Source organism: Kovacikia sp. CALU 1929 (assembly GCF_056784235.1).
This window is the reverse complement of the sequence record NZ_JBXBCF010000105.1, coordinates 12,147-34,094: the sequence shown is the minus strand read 5'-3', so window position 1 is coordinate 34,094 and position 21,948 is coordinate 12,147. Positions and strand designations below refer to the sequence as shown.

The following is a 21,948-nucleotide window of genomic DNA, read 5'->3' as shown; positions in this document are numbered from 1 at the left end:
TAAACGCTCCCCGTAGAGCCTTGCCACCACGGGGGTAATGTTGCACCAGCAGGGCAGGGTCAAAGCAGGCATGGGTCACATTACAGCGCCCTCCACCAGAGATCCGCACCTTCGACAAGGGTTGGCGAGAAGCTTCCAGTAAGGTAACTCTGGTGTGGGGATGGCTCTCAGCACAGGCGATCGCGGCAAAGAATCCAGCCGCTCCCCCACCGATGACAACAACATTTAGGGATTGATTAGGCAACAGAGAATTAGGGGATAGGAGGAGGGAGGGGGTGAGTTGAGAGTTGAGAGTTAGAGGGTGGGTAATGGGTAATGGGTAATCGGAGGTGAATGGTTGGTTGTGAGATTGACCTTCTAATCACCAACAACATAATGCGATGGGCGACTTTGCTGAAATGCCTGCAAGAACTGCCCACCCTTTGGCAGGCAAGCTACACCCTAGCCCTTTCGAGGGGACAGCAAATGTCTGAAAGCCCTTCTCATCGGGGAGAAGGGTGGGGATGAGGGCAAATGAGTTGCACATCCTGTAACTAACAACCAACTACGTTAACTTGACCACCTGACACCTGACACCTCACACCTCTTCTGGCTCAAAGTCCTCCTTTGTGGCTCCGCAAACGGGGCAGACCCAGTCTGCGGGGATGTCTTCAAATGCAGTGCCGGGTTCAATTCCGCTGTCTGGGTCGCCCTCTTCTGGATCATAGACATATCCACAAACGGTACAAATGTAACGCATGTTTAGTAAACTCCTGGATCACCGATGTCTAAACAAACTCACTTTCCGGTAAGTAACCATAGCACATGGCAACAGGAGAGTTTTCTCGCCCATTCATGGCACATTCTTTACGCCCACAGTGGGTACAGTCCGATCGCGTTGGTAGCACCAGTTCTACTGCCGGATACACGCTGATGTTCTGACTAATGCATCCCCGTGCCTCCATTTCAGAAATAGTATTGCAAATCAGCACTGCCTGCCGAATCCCCAATGCCTCGCGCTGGTAGTTAATTTGCTTCAACGTTTCACCAAAGCCCTGACCATCCAGTTTAACCACGACTAAAACGCTTTGAGCCAGACAGGTAAAGCAGGTCGGTTTGTCTTGCTCAAAAAAGTCTTTGTACTGGAGGGTAAGGGTGCCATCGGGATAATGCAGAGTACGCATGTGGCGGAGGAATGGAATGGTGAAGTGACCATTGGCATCGATCGTATACCACCATGACTTGTACCAGGCATCGTGGGGCAACCGCAGAATATCTTCCACTTGTTTGGGGACAAAGCCCGACTCTGCCAGGAGGGAAACCGTAGGTGCTAAGGCTAGATTTTGCCCCAGCGTTTGCATTTCTGATTCATGGCGGGTTAGCTTTGCCAGTTCCCGGCTATCACGCGCCCAACCGCTTGGGGTCGATCGCAATTCGACTGGCTGCTGGGAATCTGCCAGCACACATTTGACTGCCTCAAACTGTAAAACGCCATCGGCTGCTTGCTGGTGATTGGTCGGCACTCCAATTTCCGTCGAAATTGTCCGAATATGGTTCGCGTCTACGATGGGGGGAATGCAGTCTGCCAACAGTGATTTCAGCATGGGGGCATCTGCGATCGCCAGGGCAATCTGCACCTGGTCACGAAAGTCCCCTACTTTCACCGAATCAGCCAATGGGTAAAACAGCGGATTGTTCGGCATCACAAACGTCCCGTAAGTAGCTGTAGGCTTTTAAACCAACCCTTGCGCCTTGCAGATCATTGTGGCAGCAGATAACAATTCCTTCTACTTAGGAAGCACTTCTCTTAATAAATTGGAACAGGTGGCTTACCCATGCTGATGCGCCATCTCGGTTAAAATCCGTTGAGAACTCTGTTCTGGGCTGTCTCCGGTGGGACGGCGCTGGACATAGCGACCGTCGGGCTGTAAGTCCCATGCCTGTCGGTTGTCTGCCAGCATGATGCCGAGAATTTCCTCGAGATCTTTGGCGATCGCTTTGTCCTCAATCGGTACTACCGCTTCGACCCGCCGATCTAGGTTGCGCGGCATCCAGTCAGCACTGCCGATGAAGACTTCTTCCTCGCCCTGGTTATGAAAGTAGAAGATGCGCGAATGCTCTAGGAAGCGTCCAACGATGCTGACGACGCGAATGTTATCGCTAACGCCCGGTAGCTGCGGACGTAAACAACACATACCGCGCACAATCAGGTCAATTTGCACCCCTGCCTGGGATGCCTGATAAAGGGTGGTAATGATGGCAGGGTCAATCAGGGAATTCATTTTGGCAACGATGCGGGCGTGGTGTCCTTCCTGGGCGTGGGTAATCTCACGCCGAATCAGGGCAAGCATGCGATCGCGTAAACTGACCGGGGCGACCAGCAAGCGGCGATAGGACTGCTGGCGAGAGTAGCCGGTCAAATAGTTGAACAAATCTGTCAGATCTGCCCCTAGCTCCTCACGACAGCTTAACAACCCCACATCTGTATAGAGACGAGCCGTTTTGGGGTTGTAGTTGCCGGTGCCCACATGGACATAGCGTCGAATGCGTCCGTCTTCTCGTCGTACTACCAACACCACCTTCGTGTGGGTCTTTAAGCCGACCAGACCGTAGACCACATGGACACCCACACTCTCCAGTTTGCGTGCCCAGTTAATATTATTTTCCTCATCAAACCGGGCTTTCAACTCGACCAGAGTAGACACCTGCTTGCCATTTTCTGCCGCTGCAATCAGCGCATTGACAATGGGTGAATCGCCAGAGGTGCGATAAAGGGTCATTTTAATTGCCAGCACATCGGGGTCATAGGCTGCCTGGGTAATAAACCGCTGCACTGTGCTGGAAAAGGAGTGATAGGGATGGTGCACCATCACATCATGCTTGCGGAGAACCGCAAAAAAGTCCTCTTCCAGCTCAATCGGACCATCCTCACTACTAAAATCCCCTCCTTTGCGCAACCGCGAGGGCACTGTCGAAGTCCTGACCGGGTCACGCAGTTCAGGTAGCGGCAGGTCAGTCAAGGCAAACAGGTCGCGCAGGCAAAGAATTCCTTCTGCTTCATAGACATCGTTTTCGCTTAAATCCATCTCCTGACGCAGCATTTCCCGCACTACTTCGGGGGTAGAAGTGTGGACTTCTAAGCGCACGATGGAACCACCAAAGCGCCGTTTGCGTAACTCCTGTTCGATCGCCAGCAGCAAATCATCTGCCTCATCTTCTTCCAGTTCCAGGTCCGTATCGCGGGTAATGCGGAACGGATAGTATTCCTGGATGTTCATACCCGGAAAGAGGGACTCCAGGTTGTGGGCAATCACCTGCTCCAGGGGAACTGCCGTCCAGATGGCGGGCACATCCTTCTGCTGAACCCGTAACTCCTCCGGCAACGGCAAAAAACGGGGTAAAATGTTGGGCGCTTTTACCCTGGCATAGAGGTCTTCGCCGGTCACGGGATCTTTAATCACTACTGCCAGATTGACGCTGAGGTTGGAAATGTAGGGAAAGGGATGCCCAGGATCGATCGCCAGTGGTGTCAGCACTGGAAAAATTTGCTCCTCAAAGTAACTTTGCAGGTAGGTGCGTTGCTCCTGATTCAGATCGATATAGTCCAGTAAATGAATGCCCTGGGCTGCCAGAAGTGGACGTAGCGCCTGCTCAAAGTGTTGGTGCTGCTTCATCACCATCGGACGCAAGCGCTGCCCAATCAGGTCAAGCTGTTCCTGGGGTGACTTCCCATCTGGGGTTAATTTCGTCACCTGGGCTTCTACCTGTTGTTTTAATGCCGCCACCCGCACCATGAAAAACTCATCCAGGTTGGCACTAAAAATTGCCAGAAACTTGAGTCGCTCCAGCAATGGCGTGCGGGGGTCAAAGGCTTCATGCAGCACCCGGTTATTAAACTCCAGCCAACTGGCTTCGCGGTTGAAGTAGTACTGGGGATCCGCCAGATTAATCTCAGTCGTCGGTGGTTTTTTACGGCGGGCCATGCCTAAAACACCTCATCTTCGATACCAACCCACCATTCGCCCAGGTTCATCAAGTCCTTGTGAAGGTCTTCTAATTGTTGCAGGTACTCAGCTTCCGGCATATCATCCTTGCCCTCCTGCAATTTCTTGACACGAAGCTGCACCAACAGCCACGGCTTGGAAATACTATTCGTTGCTTCGATGTAACGGGCGAGTTGGTCGCTGTTCATTAAGAGTGAGGGGTAAGAAGGTGGGTATCGGGAGTTGAGAGTTGAGGGTTGAGAGTTGAGGGTTGAGAGTTGAGGGTTGAGAGTTGTGAAGGTAATGGGTAGGGGGACTCCTTTGTTTGTTATCTGTAAATACCCAATGACCAATGACCAATGACATGTAGGAAGGACGAAGGATGAAGTGAAAGTGCCCAATGACTAATGACCACCTTCTACCAACCAACAACTCCCCCCTTGTACCCAATCTTAGTACTAGAGAGGCTTGATACAGTCAGGGTTTTCGTGGGATGGGCTGTTGACTAAGGTGCTGACGGGATAGCTTTGCATGGATTCTGGGTCATAGGGATGCAGTAAAGCCTGGAGTTGTTCGACTGGGGTGGATGAGTGAAGCCACTGATCGTAGGTTTCGGGAGGAAGGATGACGGGCATCCGATCATGGAGCGATCGCAACACCTCATTTGCCTCAGTTGTAATAATCGTACAGGACTCAACCACGGTTTCCTCTGTCTCCCAGTGCTCCCACAGTCCGGCAAAGGCAAAGGGTTGATGGTCTGTGATCTGAAAGTAGTAGGGTTGTTTTTTGCCGTTTTGGCGTTGCCATTCATAAAACCCGTCCGCCAGGATCAGGCACCGTCGCCGCTTGAAGGCTGCCCGGAAAGATGGTTTTTCAGCCACCGTTTCGGCACGGGCGTTAATCAATCTGGCACCGATCGCCAGATCCTTCGACCAACTGGGCACCAAACCCCACCGCAAAAGCCTGAACTGCCGCTCAGACTGTTCTGGCAAGTGAACGACCGTTGGCACCAATTGGGTTGGCGCAATGTTGTAACGGGGTTGCCACTCAGGCAGGGCTGCCAGTTGAAATGCCCTGGCAAGGAATTCGGCTGTTTTGCTTTGGCTGAAGCGTCCGCACATGGGAGGGGGATGGGGAGAGAGGGAGAGGGGGATGGGGAGATCCTCGTTACCAGGCTCCAGCCTGGTAACGTTGACCTGGAAGCTCCAGCTTCCAGCTTCTGTCTGAATTCGGGAAGCTGGAGCTTGAGGGAAGTTACTAATCTGGAGCTTAGTAACCAGGGAAACACCTACCACCGACCACCCGCTATCCCATCTTATGAATTTTAAGAAAGTTCGTGCCTCCGGTGGTGCGCATGGGGATGCCGCCCATAATCAGGACGCGATCGCCCGCTGCTGCCAAATTTCGAGTTTTCAAGCACTGTTCAACCTGGTTAACCACGTCCTCAAATTGATCGGTTTCCTCCTCAAGTAGAAAGGGGCTGACTCCCCAGATCAGGTTCAGGCGATGGTACACCCTGGGGCAGGGTGTCATTGCCACCAGGGGTGCTCTGGGGCGCTCTCCTGCGGCAAGGCGGGCAGTAAAGCCTGTATTGGTCAGGGCAACAATGCAGTTTAGATCCAAGTTCTCATCGATCACGTTGAGTGCCTCGCAGATGGCATAGGTCGCCTCGTTGCCATCGGGTGGATTATTGACAAACCGCAGGTCTTTTTCGACCTCGTGGGCAATACGTGCCATCATTTTGACCGCATCTACGGGATAGCTCCCGATCGCTGTTTCGCCAGAAAGCATCACTGCATCTGTACCATCCAGAATGGCATTGGCAACGTCACTCGCTTCAGCCCTGGTGGGACGGGGATTTTGAATCATACTTTCCAGCATTTGAGTTGCGGTGATGACCGGAATACTTTTTTGATTGCAGCGGCGAATAATATGTTTTTGAATTCTGGGTACTTTCTCTGGGCTGACCTCCACCCCCAGGTCGCCCCTTGCCACCATCACAGCCTGACACTCATCCAAAATTTCCTCCAGGTTCGCTATTGCCTGGGGTTTTTCCAGTTTGGCAATGACAGGAGTCTCCGCAGCCCCCTCTTCTGCCAGCAATTGCTTCAACGTGCGCACATCCTCTGCCGTCCGAATGAAGCTGAGCGATACCCAGTCCACGCCTACCGAAATTCCAAATGCCACATCCTGCCGATCCTTCTCGGTTAGAGAAGGGAGGCGCAGGTTTAAGCTGGGGAAGTTAACTCCCTTGTGGCTTTTTAAGGTGCCACCCTTCACGACCTCACACAACACTGCCGATCCTTGCAAACTTTTGACTTCTAATTCCAAATAGCCATCGTCCAAAAGCACCTGGGTTCCGGGGATGGCTTCTTCGGCAATGTAGGGATAGTCGATCGCCACGGTGCCTGGCTCATGCTCAAACTGATCCACAGGCAACAGCGTCAGGGTGGCACCTTCCACCAATTGGATACCACCGTTTTGCATTTCCCCAACGCGGATCTTCGGTCCCTGCAAATCTTGCAGAATGGTGATCGGTATCTTCAATGCTTGAGAAACAGAACGGATGAGGGTAACTGTGTGAGCGTGATCCTCATAACTTCCGTGGGAGAAGTTGAGCCGCGCTACACTCATGCCAGCCTCAACCATGTGCTTAAGCATCTCTGGAGAGCAACTGGCGGGACCAATCGTAGCAACAATCTTCGTTCGGTGGCTGAGGGGGCGCATAGGCAAATCAGCGAATGGGGAGTCATGCTCCCAATCCTAAATGAAGTGGTTCGATTCTCCTGTCTTCCAGACGACCGACTTGAAGGGTTTAATGGGGTTTAATAATGATTCAAATAGTTGCGTTTGATCCGAATTGGAAATGCCAAGGCCTCATGAACCCGCTACAAAAGCTACAAAAAGACTAACTACAAGAAACATGGGTTGAATACTTAATCATAGATTGACTGAGATAGGACATATCCATGACATCAGTATTCCCCTCCAAACTCAGAATTCTCTCTAGGATCAGCTCTACCAACGAAGCTGCACAGAAGAACGTCAATGCACCTGACATCTAACATCTGCTATGGCAACACCAGCAGTTTGTAAACGTTTGTTTTATTTTTGCCAACTTGGTAGACAAATCTCAAATATGGTTGAACACTTATTTTATATCTCTGAGAGCATATTTGAAAGGATCCCACTTTACCCCAGTTTGTCCAGTACGTTGCTCTTGCCAAACTTCGGACTGATTTACAGCGGTTTTCAGACGAGTGCCCCAGAGGCAATGCCTTTCGATTAATGCGAAGGAATGAATCGGTGTGGCATACCCAAATAAAAATGGCTGTAGGTGATTTCTGAAAACTAAATTACCAACGTCGGACGGGCATTTTCTTTTGAAGAAATCGCTTTACTTCTCCGTTCTAAGTTATCGATAGCAACACAGGCAAAATTGATGACTCACAGGGGGAAGTTGGCAATCCGTGGTGGCAGAGAAGCCCACGGTCAATTGGGTTGAGATTTTTTGTTCGCGATCGCCTGCACTTTTTGTAATTACTGTTCAAGGATTCTGAAATCATGGTTGCTGAAATTCAAACGGTTATGCGAGAAACCCTGGAGCGTTTCAAAGAGGCCCATCCCGACTTAAACTCGATTACAAAAATTACCGCATTCAAAGAGGATGATTTTGTTCAGCAGTATGGACATGATCTGATAGGAGGGGAGCGGGAAGCCAGACAGATTTATCGGACAGCCGTTAATCTTCAAGAAAAAGCAATATTAATGTGGGGCAATATCAAAGATGCGGTTTCCCCCCATTTCAAGCAAACGCTGTTCAATAACTTGCCCCAGGACTTACCCGCTAAATTTATTGAAAAGCAGGAGTCCATTCCCGAATACAGCAAGCTATTTGGCAATCTGGATTTTATTGAATGTGACCACTATCGATCGATCTTTGGTCCAGCGGCTTATTTCGTCGATTTAATGCGGTTTGTTGAACAGAACATTACTCAAAAGAATCCAAAAGTTGCCAAAAACTGTACGTTGAAGGAGCGCAGACCTGATCTGGCAAGAATTCGCCTGGATGGAGACAACACCAGTGATCTGATTCCCTATATTGATCTGGTGAATGAACTATTAGAAGTCTTTGTTAAAACCGCAAGTACAGCAGAACGAGATGTTTATGAAGTGGTTGCCCATGAGATCTTTCCCATCTCGTTACCCTTCCATCTGCCCTTGACTGAAATCCGTAGCTATTTAAACCAACTCAAAACCAGTTTAGTCCAGATCTATCAAACCTTTGAAAGACCCTCTAAATCCCAGACCAGTGCAGCCAATCAAACTCTGATAACTCGAGAGATTTTAGAACTCTCGGCTGAGGAGTTTAGCTTAATTATTTCAGAACTTTCCACGGAACAGAACTTATCGAAACACTACGGAAATGTGCCCTTAACGGGAATCCAGGGCTTAGAAAATGTTGATGTCTTTCTAGAGCAAACAGGGTTAACCCGCAAGCAACTGAATGAACTGCTGTTTCAAGATCTGGATCGGCATGAGGTGAATGCTGGGTTGTCACGGCTGTTCTTTATTAACAATGTGAATGATGGTAAGGGTTATCTGACGATCGCCCCCAACACCCAGGATCCCCAAAAGCCCTATGACCACCTGCTTAATCTCAGTAATCAAAAGCTGGATCGGATCTATCGCTTTGTCAGACTCGCCCGCAAACTGGACTGGTCATTTGCAGATTTGGACTGGGCATTGCGATCGCTGGGCAACCCCTACACGCCTGAAACCGCCCTTCAGTTTGACGGGATCAATGATTATGTTGCCTGTAGAGCACCCCAACTAAACCAGAATCAGAAAACGTTCACGATTGAAGCCTGGATCAACCCCTCCCGTTCTGGCAAAAATGTGATTTTGAGCAAGGGGAGTGAGTCGGATCAGCAGCTTCACTTCATGGTGTGGATCACTGCCGACAATCAGCTTGCCTTCTATGGCAAACCTGCAACTGGTGAACCAATCCAGATCAGCAGTGTGTATTCCATTCCAACCGGGGTTTTTACCCACATTGCCGTCGTTGTCACTGAGCAGGCGATCCAGTTGTATATCAACGGCAAGCCTGACCAGAAGGAGGTGCTGGCAGGACGGGCGATCGCAGCGATTGGGGAAGATTTGCGGATTGGGGCAGATCTGGGGGATAGTTACTTTGCTGGAATGATCAAGGAAGTTCGGGTCTGGAATAGTGTCCGCACTCAGGAGCAGATTGATGGCGATCGCTACCGCCGCTTCACCCAACCAGCCCAACGCGAGAACCTGTTGGGCTATTGGACTCTGACCGAAACCATTGACAGTACCCTCACCGATCTGTCCACCCAGGGTAATCATGGCACCATCGCGGGCAATGGTTTAGTCACCCAACCTCGCTGGGTCGCCTGCGATCTGGTGCTGGATCCCCTGCTTGTATCCAGTCCCAATCAGGCTGTACCAGTTGCTCTGCCGCAGCCCGTACCCACCGAGTTACTGTTACCCGCCGCCGCAGACAGTCCCAGAAGAACGGCGCTGGATCTGGATGGGGAGAATGATGTCCTGGTGATTCGCAACCAGAAAAACTGGGGACTGGGCAGACTGGATCGGTGGACCCTGGAATTCTGGTTTAATCCCACCCAAATCAACTCCCCTCGGGAGCAGCTCATTTTGACCCAGGGGGACCGGGAAGGCGGGTTAAGCATTTACCTGTTTCAGAAGCATGTGTATGTGCTGCGCTGGAGCAACAACCTGAAGGGAGATGCTTTCCAATCTGCTCTGTATAAGAGTACGGATCTGATTAACGACCACACCTGGTATCACCTGGCAATTACCCATAACGAATTTCCTGCCAGTGCCACCAAACCGCTGCCCGTGGGTGTGGTCGAGTCCCAGGTTTATCTCTGGGATGGGACGACCCCGAAAACGGCTCCCGTACAGGTTCCGGCGGGGTTGCGCCTGAGTCCCGTTGGGGCAGTCTGTCTGGGTGGGCTGGCAGAAGGTCAGGTGACCCGATTTGAGGATCGCTATATCCCGAAGGATACGAAAGACCAATACTTCTTTGCCGGACAGGTGACCGATCTGCGGCTCTGGAAAACGGCACGATCTGCCAGGGAAATTGAACGCGATCGCCCCCTTGCACCGACCATCACCCCCGACCTGATTGCCTATTTCCCCCTGGATGAAGGCTCTGGCTCCTCTGATCCAAACGGAAGAACTGAGTGGCTGGTCAAAGACTATGCCGGAGCACAGCATGACAATGAGTTTCGGGGTAGCCTGCAAAACCGCCAGATTGCCCTGGAAACCACCAAGAACGATGCCGCACTCAAGAATCTCTACAGCCATTACTCGAAAGAGGGGGCATTGGACTGGAAAAACTACTTCTACCAGGGCAGAATGCGGATTGCCGCAGATGGCGCAGCCGTAGGGGTTACCTTTCTCAGTCGCTATCCAGAGAACAAAAATCAGTACTATCGCCTCGGCTGCGATGCTACCCAACCGAAGTTCCATCTCTCTGCCCATCCGGAGAAGGTGCAAACGCTCAAGAGTACTGACTCTGAGCGTAATACCACCGTATCTGGGGTCCAGCCTGTGCCCAATACCTGGTATCACTTCCTGATCCGGGTGGAGGATAGGGAAGATACGGATCAAACCTTGATTCAGGCAAAGGTGTGGCAGGATGGCACCACCGAACCCACAGACTTCCAATTATCTGCCTCCGATGACAACCCGGATATTCGGCTCAAAACGGGTACGGTCGGGGTATGGAGTACGGGCAGCAGCACGGGTTCCCGCCAGTTTGACAATCTGCGGGTCTGGAGTACATCGATTGCTAAACCGACCCCTGCCGACCTGAAGCTAGATATTAACTTTGAGACGAAGTCCCAAATGCCAGAACCGGAAAACTGGAGCGATCGCGGCGATCGCATTCAGCCAATTGGCAGCGATCGGCTGTTTAGACGAATTCCAGTCAGTGGCATTCCAGGTAGTCTGGTTCTGGGAACCGACTCGACCCTGAACAACATCCATTCCCATTACTCCCCGGCTACGGTCAGGGTGATGGAGTGGAAAGATTACATCTACGAAGGCAGAATCCGTATCACCGATGCGAACAGTGGAATTGGGGTGACAGTATTAAGCCAGTACCCCAACGGCATGGATCAGTACTACGCCCTCAAGCGAGACAGGGAACATCCAGCCTTTTACCTGACGGCAAATCCCCAGGGGGTACAGCCTCTCCGCAGCCTCAGTGACACTCAAGACCAGATCGTTTCGACGGTCATCCCTGAAGTGAATATCTGGTACCGCTTTTCAATCCAGGTAACGTCGAACCAGACCGAAAACCGCACCGAGATCCGGGCGAAGGTGTGGCAGGAAGGGGCAGCGGAACCCACGGGCTTTCAGATGGCAGCTTGCGATCGCAGCAGTATTCGCCTCCAGACGGGCACGGTTGGGATCTGGGCATCCGGCAGCGGGACAAAATACTTTGACCAGTTACGGGTCATTGATTTTCTGCTGGCTGAGAATTTCCAGGCATCCACTCAGCTTCCCCCCAAATGGCGTGGCACCGGGCGAGACAATACCTTTGATGAAGCTCCTAACCTGTTTGAGATCCGGCAGGCAGCGGGGATCTCTGCCCTTGCCACCGAGTCCAGGGGCAAAGACATTCATGCCCATTACGATCTGCCGGAGGCGCTGAACTGGAATGATTACGTCTTCACCGGCAAATTTTTAGCCACCCTACTTCCCGGCGAAAATATTCGGGAGGTGGGAATCGGCGTTTGTTTCTTCAGCCAGTTTGTCAGCGGAGCCACCGAGACCAATTATTACCGGGATTTGAAACACGATCGCTACCACAAACTGCGCTGGGATGGCAGCAATCAGAGATTTGTTCTCCTACCCCATCCCTGGCCCGACAAGAAAGTGGAGGAAACCCAAAATCTGACTCGGAACTTCCCGTTTCTAGCCGATACCTGGTACTGCTTCCTGATTGAGGCAAAAGGAACTGGTTCCCGCACCACGATCCGCACTAAGGTCTGGCAGGATGGCACGCCAGAACCCACGCAGTTTCAAATTATTGCCCATGATGATGGTACGCCACCCACTCCTAAAAATGCCCGGTTGACCGCAGGCACCATTGGTTTCTGGGGTAGCGAGAAGGGTTCCAAGTATCTGGCGGATGTTAAGGTCAGCCGTAATATCTTGCCCCAGGACTATGAGCCACAGCAGTGGAGCGAAACCGCCGCCCGCGATCGCCATCAGGTGGATGAATCCCTATTTCGGGCAGTAGATACCCAGGCAAACCAACTGCGCTGGTCTCAGGGTGATGCCCGTTTTCCCCTATTCCAGCGTCCCCTCAACCCCACGGCTTTACCCTTAAACGGGCAGCAATACCTGACAGGGCAGTTCCAGCAAGCCCTCAATCTGACGCAACTGACGATCGAAGCCTGGGTTAAACCAACCAGGATTCCCACACCCATTCTTAGCCTCAGTGGTTCATCGAATGGCGAAGCTACCAGCCTTGAGTTTGGAATTGATGCAACCGGGAAACTCACTCTGATAACGGCTGGTGCACCGCTGGTCGGTTCAACCGTAATAGCCACGGCTCAGTTTACCCATGTTGCCGTACAGATTCAAAACAAGAGGGTCACTTTCATGGTTAATGGAGTGCCTGAAGCGATCGCTCTGGCAGATTTAGCAGAAGACTTCAGCCTGAATGCAACGGATCTGGAAATTGGTAGAACAGGTGGTGAAACGGATACCTCCTTTGTCGGATTGATTAAGGAAGTAAGGCTCTGGAACGGGGGTCGCACAACAGAGCAGATTGCCAGGGGGCGGTTTCAGCGACCAGAGGCATCGCCTGCCCTGGTGGGGTACTGGGTGCTGGGAGACTTAAAGGACGGCAGGGTGAGCGATCGCTCCTCCCAGGGCAATGCCCTCAAGCTAGAAACTATCCTGCCGGAGTTTCCCCGCTCGATTGGTATCACTTTGCCCGACACGGGATTCTGGCGATCGCAGCGGAAAGTCCTGTCCTTCGATGGCAACCAGACGGTGCGCTATCCCGCTCCAGTTAGTTCGACCACTCCCAGTACGACTGATTCGACCACTCCCACCACAACTGGCTCGACGACGACTGCTGCTCCGGCTGAAGTGGAACCTTGCCAGCAACGCACAATCGAGGTTTGGTTCCAGGTCAACGATAAGACCATCTCCCACCGCAAACAGGTAATTTACCAGGAGGGGAATGATCAGCAGGGCTTGCTGCTCTACGTCTACGACAGTGAACTCTACTTTGTGGGCTACAACACCCCTGACCAGGGAGATCAGTGGACGGTTGAGCAAGAGAGTAACTGGTGGATCACTCCCGTCAGCTTGCAACGGGTCTGGCGGCTGAAAACAGACCGGATTGAGTCAGGACGGTGGCACCACGCGGCGATTGCTCTGGATGGACGGGATGAGCTGCGCCCCCAGTCAATTAAGGGCTACCTGGATGGCAAACTGGTCACGGTGGGTGAGGGTTCTCAACTATCGCAAAAAAGCGCTCAGTTTACCTTAGGGGGGGTAGCGGGTCCGGTACAGTTCCACGATGGAGCGTCAAAGGATGAACCGGGACATCACCTGCATGGACGCATTCTGCTGCTCCGGATCTGGACTGGAGTCCGGACTGCGGCAGAAATTTTTGCCAATCGCGCCACCGATTTAGACGGTACCGCATCGGGTCTGGATCTGCTGTGGCATCTGGATCAAGCCAGCGGCATCAATATTTCTGACCAGTCAGCCAACAACCGCAACGGTCAGTTTACCGATGCCAGCCAACTGCAAACCCTGCGCCAATCCCTGTACGCCCTACCCGTCTATGCCCTCAACCCCGTTGCCTTAGATGCCACTGCCCTGGATGGGCTGGCTCAAATCAAACGCCTGAAGCAGGATCACAACCTGGCGATCGATCGCCTGACTGCCCTCTGGTCGCCCTTAAAGTACACGGGACGGGAGGACGGCACCACCCTGTTTGATCAGGTATTCAATCTGGGTGGGGAGGTGCAACCCTGGACTTATCATCTGGCACAGCCGATTCGCTGGGATATCACGGGGCAGGAAAACCCCAACCGCGATCGCCAGATCCAGGCGCGGCTGATGGGTGCCCTCAAGGTGTCCAGTGAAGAACTGGTGACGCTGGTTGCCTATCTCAGCGGTGTCGAAACCATCATTGACCTGGACACCGCTTACCTGACCTCCCTTTACCGCCTCACCCAACTGCCCAAACTATTGGGGATTACGGGGATAGAACTGCTGTTGCTACTCAATTTCATGCAGCAGACTTCCGTAGACACCCTGGCGGATGTGTTGAAGCTGGTCGAGCGGGCAGAGTGGATGCAGCGCAGTCAAATCACCGTGGTGGATCTGGTCTTTTTTGCCCAGGATGTGAAGAAAAATGCGGCAGTCTTTTCAGAAGCGAACCTGCGTAACCTGGCAAAGCAACTGCGAGACGAAGCCAGAGATATCCTGGTCAGTGGTGAGTCGTTTACCACCACCGTCATTAATCAGTCACAGTCGCTCAATATCTTTAAGTTCCTCCAGGATCAGCAGTGGGTAGCGGTGATTAATCCGGTTGAATTGGCTGATTTAAGCCTGCTCCAGAAACGGGTGCAGGCGATCGCCGCCGTTAACATCAGTGACCCATCTACCCTGGATCTGAACGGCTTACTGGCAAACCTGGCAAACACCGAAGGTTGGATGCGGGAGTTTGACACTTTGAGAGCGGAGTTTGAGCGGATTCGTCCGGGGCTGGGAGATAGCGTTCTGGCTGCACTCCAGACGGAGGGATTGATTGCTGACAATGGGCAGGTTCTCAGCACGATCGACTTAAGCGATAACAAACTATTACGCCCGCTGCCTGCCAGCGATCGCACCAACGCCACCATTCTGAATAAACGGGCACGCATCCGGGCGGTGCTGGAACAACGGGCAGAACTTCAGGAGCAGATTAAGGCTACGGTACTTGACACCCTGACCCGGTTACAGGCAGCCCTGTCCGAGGCAATTTCCCAGGGTTTAACGGAGATGTTGGGCGTGTCAACCGACCTGCTCCAGGAGGCGATCGCCTACCTGAACCAGCAATCTCCCCAAACTTCGATAGATGACGTTGCCTTTATCAAACAGATCTACACCATCCAGGGACCGGATTCTCCTGTACCAGCGGAGTTGTCCCTCTATGTCGCCAAACTGGTCAAGATCCTGTATCTGCTGGCGAAGTTTGAGTTCAGCGCTCCGGAAGCCAGGACGTTTCTGCAAAAGCCAGAGCTTCTGTTAAAGCCTGACCCCGACAAGATCGCCCTGGTTCTGGACGATCTGTTGCAACCCACCTTGCCCAACCTCGATCGCCTGTCCCGCTTCCAGCAATTCAAAGCTACCTTGAAAGCTAAAGAAACGGAGGAGGCAGACGGCGCAGAAGCCGCCACCTCAGCCAGTGAACCGGATCAGCGGTTGATTGATTTACTCTCTCTGGGGGCGATCGACCAGACCCAACTCAGTGTGGATCATCCCTTTATCAAACAACTGGGCGATCTGACCAGTTGGGAACCTCGCCAAATCATTACCCTGGCGACCTATTTAGGAGAGGGCAACCCCAACCAGATTGAAACCTTGAGCTGGTTGCAGTCCTGTTTTGAGCTGGCACATTCCCTCCGGGTAGACATTGCCTTTTTGCTTCAGTTGTCTGACACCAGCCAGTTTGGCTCCACCAATGATTTTGCCCTCTATCGCCAGCAAGCCGATGCCCTGCTGAAGGTGCTGCGATCGCACTACAACGATGAGGACTGGAACCGGGCATACCAGCCGATCCGCGATCAATTAGCAGTCCAGAGGCGGAATGCCCTGCTGGCACTGGCAATGAAGAAACTGGGACCCCAGTTTAAGGGCAGAAAAGATGCGGATATTCTGTACGAATACTTCCTGCTGGATATGCAGGTGGGCAGCGAGGTAGAAACCTCCCGCATTGTGCAGGCTACCGCCAGTCTCCAGCTTTATGTGCAGCGGTGTTTGATGAACCTGGAAGCCGAGGTCGATGCCACAACAATTCCCCTGGCGGAATGGGAATGGGTGAAAAACTACCGTGTCTGGGAAGCTAACCGCAAGGTCTTCCTGTACCCGGAAAACTACATTGAGCCAGAACTGCGCCGCACCAAAACCGCCCAGTTCCAGGAGCTAGAGCAGGAATTGTTGCAAGCTGATATCGCTCAGGAGTCAGTGGAAGCCGCCTATATTCACTATCTGGATAAGTTTGCGGAACTGGCAAAGCTACGGATTGTGGGTAGCTACTTCCACCGGGAACTACCAGGGGACTCCAATTATGACCCCAAACGTAAGCCCGAACAACAAGATGAAACCCTGCTGGTGGTTGGGCGCACCAGTAGCGAACCCCGCATTTACTACATGCGGAAGCGGGTCAAAAATGCCCAGGGGGAACGCTGGCTACCCTGGGAAAAAATCGACCTGGCAATCAATGCTGACTTTGTGACACCCGTCTATGCCTTTGGCAAGTGGATTCTGTTCTGGACCGAATTCACCAAATTGAAGCAATCTAAGGATCGCCGATTGAGCCAGAGAATTCGTGATGCCTACACCGTGGATGAATTGAAGAGTGTGTTTGCCGACCCGCAGATAACAGTTGCGGACATGCAGGCGATCGATGAACTTGCCCGGTATACCAACGCCGCTGCTTCTGGTGGCTTTACCCTGACAGAACGCAATGCCATAGCCAACCGTATCCGTACAGACGGACATTTTAAGTCTCTATTGGGCGAGTATGTCAATTATCGTCGTGGAGGGAGATACCTCAAAACCAATGATCCGATTGCCAGGGATGGGACATCTCAGTTGACATCCTTCAGGGCAGATCTCGCCAAAGCCGTCAAACAGGTGAGTGCCCGCCGTGCCCTGGAAGCAGAATTAACCAAAGAAGAAATTGCCAGATTAGAACGAACCCAGTGGGCGCTAGATCCCAGCAAAGGGGAAAAGGAATGGACAATTGACTCAGAACATTATCTGTATGACAACCGTATGGGGCGCGTGCAGGAGTTGGTAGATTTCTGGAAAGCGACCGTCAAATATTCCTACTACAACTTTGGCAAGACCTGGGTGCCGCCCCAAACCTACCGCGCCCTTGATCTGGAACTGTCTGAGGAGGAATACCGGAAACCCACGTGGCACGCGCTCTATGCTCAGCGGGCGTTTAGCATTAGCAATAGCCCACAACTCACAACTCCAGCACAGCCCCAGCAGGACCCAAATCCAGACGTGTTGGAAATCAGTGAACAGACTCGCCTGTCCGTGTTTCTGCCTCCCTTTAATATGGCGAACCTGACCTGGTCCTTCTGGGTCAACTTTATCAATGTCAACCCCCAGGGTTTTAAGGGTTCCCTCGCCACCACCGACGATCCCCTGGTCGATCGCAAACTCGTTACCCAGGAGGAGTTAACCCGATCGCTCACCCTGCTGAACTACCACAATGGCAGTTTGAAGATCACCGCGACGAATAACGTCACGGCGATCGCTGGTGCCCAACAAAGGGAAGACGATACCCGCACCGCTGTCGAAAAAGTTCAGGCGGCGCTGGATGAGATCAGGGCGGCTGATGGAACAAGCGATGCTGTCAAAGAATCAAAATTCGATGCTGCAAAAGCCAGATTAGGTGAAATTCCCACCAGCATTACTCTGACACAAATCACTGAGGCAAAAACTAAAACCAACACTGCGGTGAATGCACCAGGTGAGGCAACCAATAAACGCACTGAGGCAACCAATAAACGCACTGAGGCAACCAATAAACGCACTGAGGCAACCAATAAACGCACTGAGGCAACCAATAAAGACGCTATCGCCCAAACAGTTAAGGAGATAGCGGACCGTCTTCCAGAAGACAATAACTATAAGACAAAGCTAGGCGAGGAAGCCAAAAAACTAGAGGATCAGGCAACTGCCCAGGAAACTGCCAAATCCCCTGAAGCTCCCCTGACCCGTGCTAAAGCGACTAAGGTTCGCGAATTAGCAAATTTGGCTACTCCTCAAAAGAACAACCTGACTGGCGCAGAGGCTACCCTCAAGAGCGAAGCAACTACTCTAAGAAATCAGGCAACCACCCTGGAGACAGATGCTCAAGCTTTAGAGACGGCTGCTACCAATCTCGACAACGAAGCAGCCAATTTACTCTCTACATCACGCACTGAAGCTAAAACAGCGGTTGAAACCGCCCTCACAGCCGTACAGGAACAACTTAAAACCGAGGTAGAACAACCTAAATGGGAGTCCAAGACCATCACCCTTAAAGTTCAACTGGGCAACGAAGAGAGAGCATTCAGTCTGGATGCTACTGGCACCTGGCAGTATGTGGCGCTGACTCTGGCAAAAAACCCCAGTGGGTATCGAGTGGATGTCTACCGCGCCAAAGCAGGGGACACGACACTGACTACAGTGGTGAACAACCAAACTCTGGCAGGAGCTTCCCTGGAACAGGGCAAACTCCTGGAGATTGGCCAACAGCCCACCGAAAACTCGATCTTCACTACCCAGATGGCAGAGTTCCAGCACTGGAACCAGGTGAAAACAGATCTTCCAACCATCTGGAAAAACCGGGGGTCAGTCCAGGATGGCTTATTTAGCCTGCCGCTCAATCGCTGGGTACCCAACTCATCTATCCGGCTGGTGAAGTCTCAGGGGTTGACCCTGACCCTGCCCATTGCTTTCCAGGGCGACCTGCCCGATCGCCTGCGGCAACGGGAGCGGATCATCATCTTCTATGGCGATCAGGTCAAGAGCATCCGTGACACCTTACAGGAGCAGAGTTTTAATCTGACCCTTGATCGGGGGACGAACCTGACAGTCCAGGATGTCCAGCTTACCCGCTATAAACCCAGTTCTGGTGCGCCAGAAGTGGCTCTGAGATTGACTCAAACCGGAGGGTTATCGTTAAACGATTTTGCAGTCTCAGGTCAGAACCAGAATCTGGTAGTCAGTGCTTCAGCCTTACCTGAGGAGTCAAATGCCAGTAAGCTTTTGATCCGCAAGTTGGGAACCAGAGAAGCATCCCTGGTTGACGTTTACAATCGTCCGGGGTGGTATATCGCTAACGTCGGTGACGAACAATTTCTGGTGAAGGCGCGGTTTTTGAATGCATCCGATCAGGAATTACCCGTGCCCACCGCCGCCGAACTGATGCAGGGGAATTTTGACGATACCGCCAACACCACCAGCGGCAATGCCCCCGCAGTCAAGGTTTCTTTCAATATCCAAAGAAACCAAGCCCCCGTCGTTGATGCCGTTCCTGCCAACAAAGTCCAGTTCCAGTTTGAGCGGCTAAACACCTATGCGGTCTACAAACTCAGCCAAAAACTGTTCACGGGTGGCATCGATGAAATGATCAGCCCCGAATCCCAGGCGGAAAAGGAACTGGATTTCTGGACGAACTACGATCCCAATACCACCCTGGTGCCTAGAAATCTCAATCCATTACCACCCACGATCGACTTCCAGGGCAACTACCGACTCTACTACGAAGAAATCTTCTTCCACATTCCCTTCCTGATTGCCAATCAGCTCAACGCCAACCAGAAGTTTGCCGAGGCACAACAGTGGTATCACTACCTGTTTAACCCCACGGCTCAGGCTCCATCTGGCTCCAGCAATCAACACTACTGGCAATACCTGCCGTTCCGCAATTTGAGCAGCACCACGCTAAAAAATCTGCTGACCAACTCAGAGGCACTTGCCGTTTACCGGGAAGACCCCTTTGACCCCCACGCGATCGCAGCCCTGCGTCCCACTGCCTACCAGAAAGCCGTGGTGATGAAATACATCGACAACCTGCTGGACTGGGGCGACTCCCTGTTTACCCAGGACACCCGCGAGTCGATCAACGAAGCCGCCATGCTCTACGTGCTGGCATTTAACCTGCTCGGTCCCAAACCCAAATCGAAATCGGTACGTCAACTGGAGGAGATCGGCAACTATGACGATTTTGTGCGTAACAGGACGGATGCGATCGAATTTCTCACCCAGGAAGAAATGACTCCAACCTCCTCTACTGGCACTACCGTATCTCCCAATCCCTACAGCACCCTGCTGACCAACTTCTCCGTACCGGAAAACGAAAAATTCATCGGTTACTGGGATCGGGTGGAGGACCGCCTCTACAAAATCCGCCACAGCCAGAACATTGAAGGCATTTTCCGCCAACTCTCCCTATTCCAGCCACCCATCGACCCTGCCGCTCTGGTACGGGCAGTTGCCGCCGGACTGGGTGTCAGTGGAGGACTGGCAGATATGAGCGTTGGTGTGCCCCACTATCGTTACGGTAAAGTGCTGGAGCGGGCACAGGACATTGTTTCAATGGTGACAGACCTGGGTTCGGCACTGCTGTCTGCGATTGAAAGCAAGGAAGACGGTCAACTGAGCGCCCTGGAACATACCCACGCACGCAACATCCTCACCCTGACTACTAAGCTGAAGGAATATGAGATCTCGCAGGCAAAGGAAGAGATCCAGGCGCTAACGTCGAGCGAACAGAATATTCAATATCGCTATGACCACTTCGTTAACCTGCGTAAAACTCCTCGCTCTCCAGCCGAACAAGCAGGCAAAGCCTTTGCTTCCCTGGCTCTACTCACAATAGTACCTAAACAGGTCTTTGCTACCCTAGGCGAATTGATGGAAGCATTTCCAGATGCAAATACGGGTGCTTCTGGCGTAGGTGGCAGTCCTGTAATTACCTTTGAGTGGGGCGGTGAGAACGCTGGTGCTGCTTTTAAGGGAACAAAAGAGGCTCTGGATGGGGTTGCCTCTGTTTTTGCTGCCACTGCCGCACTCTGTGATAAAGAGGGCGAGTATCTGCGCCGAGATGAGGAATGGTTGTTGGAGGAAAAAACGGCTGAATGTGACTTAAAGGAGATTCAGAAACAGATTGCTATGGCAAATCTTCGCCTCCAACTTGCCCAGGAAGATTTGTCAGTTCACAAGAAAGAGATGCAGCAACACCAGGAAATTGCTGACTTCCACCGCAGTAAGTTTACCAATGCTGAGTTGCGCAACTGGATGGTCGGCAAACTGACTGGGCTGTACTTCCAGGCGTATAACCTGGCTTACAACCTGGCAAAAGCGGCAGAAAAAGGGTTGCAATTTGAACTGCCTACCACCCAGGTATTTATTACCCCCGGTCACTGGGATAGCCTCCGAAAAGGTTTACTGGCGGGTGAGTCCCTGGCGTTAGAACTCGGCCGGATGCACAAAGTCCATCTCGATCAGGACAGCCGCTTCCAGGACATTCAAAAAACCATTTCCATGAACCGCACCTTCCCGGAGGCATTAGCCGTTTTGAGGCAGACGGGAGCCTGTGAGTTTACCCTCAGCGAACGGTTGTTTGACCGCGATTTTCCTGGTCACTACTGCCGCATGGTCAAAGCGATCGCCATCTCCATCGAAGCGGAGACCGAAATCAATGCCTACGATGGGGTAAATGCCACCCTGATTCAGACCAGCAACAAAACCCTGCTGGTGCCCGATAGCAATGCCGTCAGCTATTTGCTTGGCACATCCGATACCCAACCCGACTTCAACACCCTGCGGGTCAACTGGCGAGCAAATCAACAAATTGCCGTCTCCAGACCCTCAGAAGACTACGGGATGCACGCCGACCTTGACTTCTTCTTCGACGATCGCTACTTCCCCTTTGAAGGAACGGGCGCTGTCTCCTCCTGGCGGTTTGAACTCCCCCTGGAGAACAATCCCTCCCTGGTCGATGGCGGCACCAGGCGGTTAAGGATTACAGACGTGGTTATCCATCTGAAATACACTTCTAAAGTCGATCGCGGTTCCTTCAAGCAACAGGTACAAGCCCTGATGAAGTAATCAGCGTTAGCCCTCCGCAGCCTCAAGGACTTCGGAGGGCTGGACAGGTTTAGATCCCCGGAATCTTTGAGATTCC

The 21,948-nt window shown here is 52.3% G+C and carries 9 protein-coding genes; 2 read left to right on the top strand and 7 right to left on the bottom strand.

Annotation, left to right across the window (positions count from 1 at the left end; translation table 11 throughout):
• Positions 1-244, bottom strand: a 244-nt coding sequence (locus AC1S52_RS29630) for an NAD(P)/FAD-dependent oxidoreductase (protein WP_482032649.1), incomplete at its 3' end; no start/stop codon positions are given.
• 131 nt (positions 245-375) lie between these two features.
• Between AC1S52_RS29630 and AC1S52_RS29625 the strand changes: the two genes are divergently transcribed.
• A complete protein-coding gene (locus AC1S52_RS29625; protein WP_482028092.1) occupies positions 376-507 on the top strand; it encodes a hypothetical protein in 132 nt (43 codons plus the stop codon).
• 70 nt (positions 508-577) lie between these two features.
• Here the strand turns inward: AC1S52_RS29625 and rd are convergent, their stop codons facing one another.
• From rd to pyk, 6 genes are all read right to left on the bottom strand, one after another.
• Positions 578-739 (bottom strand): rubredoxin, encoded by a 162-nt coding sequence (gene rd, locus AC1S52_RS29620; protein WP_482028091.1) that lies wholly within the window; start codon positions 737-739, stop codon positions 578-580.
• Positions 740-767: 28 nt separating this feature from the next.
• Positions 768-1,682, bottom strand: coding sequence for a hypothetical protein (locus AC1S52_RS29615; RefSeq protein WP_482028090.1), 915 nt, complete (start codon positions 1,680-1,682; stop codon positions 768-770).
• Positions 1,683-1,808: 126 nt separating this feature from the next.
• The gene (ppk1, locus tag AC1S52_RS29610; protein ID WP_482028089.1) at positions 1,809-3,962 is read right to left on the bottom strand and encodes a polyphosphate kinase 1; all 2,154 of its coding nucleotides are present in this window, start codon (positions 3,960-3,962) and stop codon (positions 1,809-1,811) included.
• A gap of 2 nt (positions 3,963-3,964) precedes the next feature.
• Positions 3,965-4,171 carry a hypothetical protein gene (locus AC1S52_RS29605; RefSeq protein ID WP_482028088.1) on the bottom strand — a complete coding sequence of 69 codons (207 nt, stop codon included), beginning with the start codon at positions 4,169-4,171 and terminating at the stop codon, positions 3,965-3,967.
• Positions 4,172-4,420: 249 nt separating this feature from the next.
• On the bottom strand, positions 4,421-5,257 hold the full coding sequence (locus tag AC1S52_RS29600) for an SOS response-associated peptidase (RefSeq protein WP_482032648.1): 837 nt from the start codon (positions 5,255-5,257) through the stop codon (positions 4,421-4,423).
• Positions 5,258-5,267: 10 nt separating this feature from the next.
• Positions 5,268-6,689 carry a pyruvate kinase gene (pyk, locus tag AC1S52_RS29595; RefSeq protein ID WP_482032647.1) on the bottom strand — a complete coding sequence of 474 codons (1,422 nt, stop codon included), beginning with the start codon at positions 6,687-6,689 and terminating at the stop codon, positions 5,268-5,270.
• 837 nt (positions 6,690-7,526) lie between these two features.
• On the opposite strand from pyk, the gene AC1S52_RS29590 reads away from it, so the two are divergent.
• On the top strand, positions 7,527-21,872 hold the full coding sequence (locus AC1S52_RS29590; RefSeq protein ID WP_482032646.1) for a Tc toxin subunit A-related protein: 14,346 nt from the start codon (positions 7,527-7,529) through the stop codon (positions 21,870-21,872).
• Positions 21,873-21,948 lie beyond the last annotated feature (76 nt).

Bases quoted from the DNA above. Each gene is read 5' to 3' on its own strand.
- AC1S52_RS29625 (WP_482028092.1), top strand. From the start codon at position 376: ATGCGATGGGCGACTTTGCTGAAATGCCTGCAAGAACTGCCCACCCTT.
- rd (WP_482028091.1), bottom strand. From the start codon at position 739: ATGCGTTACATTTGTACCGTTTGTGGATATGTCTATGATCCAGAAGAG.
- AC1S52_RS29615 (WP_482028090.1), bottom strand. From the start codon at position 1,682: ATGCCGAACAATCCGCTGTTTTACCCATTGGCTGATTCGGTGAAAGTA.
- ppk1 (WP_482028089.1), bottom strand. From the start codon at position 3,962: ATGGCCCGCCGTAAAAAACCACCGACGACTGAGATTAATCTGGCGGAT.
- AC1S52_RS29605 (WP_482028088.1), bottom strand. From the start codon at position 4,171: ATGAACAGCGACCAACTCGCCCGTTACATCGAAGCAACGAATAGTATT.
- pyk (WP_482032647.1), bottom strand. From the start codon at position 6,689: ATGCGCCCCCTCAGCCACCGAACGAAGATTGTTGCTACGATTGGTCCC.
- AC1S52_RS29590 (WP_482032646.1), top strand. From the start codon at position 7,527: ATGGTTGCTGAAATTCAAACGGTTATGCGAGAAACCCTGGAGCGTTTC.